The following is a 1,314-nucleotide window of genomic DNA, read 5'->3' as shown; positions in this document are numbered from 1 at the left end:
GCCGCCCTCGCCGACCGGCTCGCCGCCGAGTGGCACGGCACCCCGGGGCAGGGGGAGCGGGCCCGCCCGACGGTCGCGGTGCTGGCCCGCCGGCGCGCCCAGCTGCCCGGCATCGCGGCCGCGCTGCGCGAGCGGGGCCTGCCGGTGGAGGTCGTCGGACTGGGCGGCCTGCTGGACGTGCCCGAGGTCTCCGACGTGGTCGCCACCCTCACCGTCCTCGTCGACCCCACGGCCGGGGACGCGCTGGGCCGGCTGCTGACCGGCGCGCGGTGGCGCATCGGCCCGCGTGACCTCGCCGCGCTGGAGGCGCGGGCCCGGCAGCTGGTCCGCGAGCGCCACCCGGCCCCGGCCGGGGAGGCCGCCGCCGTCCCCGCGCCGGTCCCCGAGCGCAGCAGCATCGTCGAGGCGCTGGACGACCTCGGCGCGCCCGCGGCCTACTCCGCCGAGGGCCACCGGCGGCTGCGCCGGCTCGGCGGCGAGCTGGGGCAGCTGCGTGGCCGGCTGGGCGAGCCCCTGCCCGACCTGGTCGACGAGGTGGTCCGGGTGCTCGGCCTAGAGACCGAGCTGGCCAGCCACCCCGATGCCAGTCCCGGGGGTGCCCGCGCGCACCTCGATGCCCTGCACGCGGTGGCCGCGGAGTTCGCCGACCTCGCCGAGCTGCCCTCGTTGCCGGCGTTCCTGGGCTACCTGTCCGACGCCGAGGTCCGCGAGCGCGGCCTGGAGCCCGGCGAGGTCGCGGTCAACCCCGAGGCCGTCCAGCTGCTCACCGCGCACTCGGCCAAGGGCCTGGAGTGGGACGTCGTCGCCGTGCCCGGCCTGACCGTCGGCCAGTTCCCCAGCCGCACCGACACCGCCGACTCCTGGATCAACGACCCGGGCGCGGTCCCCGTCGACCTCCGCGTCACCGACCGCGCCGACCTGCCCCGGCTGCGGTTGCCGGTGCCCGGGTCGGGGGACCAGGCCCAGGTCCGCGACGCGCTGGCCGACTACGTCGCGGCGTGGAAGGACTTCGGCGCGGCCGAGGAGGTCCGCCTGGGCTACGTGGCCGTCACGCGGGCCCGGCGACTGCTGCTGTGCTCGGGCAGCTGGTGGCGCGACGGGGTCAAGCCCAACGGCCCCTCCAGCCTGCTGCTGGCCGTCCGGGAGGCCGTCGAGGCGGCCGGTCCCGGGCGGGGCGGGGTCGACACCTGGGCCGACCCGCCGCCCGACGGTGCGGCCAACCCCGCGCTGGCCGAGTGGCCGGTCGGGGTGTGGCCCGCCGACCCGCTCTCGGCCGGCCGGCGCCGCTCGCTGACGGCGGCCGCCGAGCTGGTC

At 79.4% G+C, this 1,314-nt stretch carries 1 protein-coding gene; it reads left to right on the top strand.

The genetic code is table 11. The annotated features are described in order from the left end of the window. Positions 1-1,314: 3'-5' exonuclease (locus NH342_RS22990; protein WP_253018702.1), on the top strand; the 1,314-nt coding region annotated here is incomplete at both ends.

Origin of the sequence: Klenkia sp. PcliD-1-E (assembly GCF_024124375.1) — a bacterium.
Taxonomy (GTDB): Bacteria; Actinomycetota; Actinomycetes; order Mycobacteriales; family Geodermatophilaceae; genus Klenkia.
Note: the sequence above shows the minus strand (reverse complement) of the source record. Positions and strands in the feature narration are given on the sequence as shown.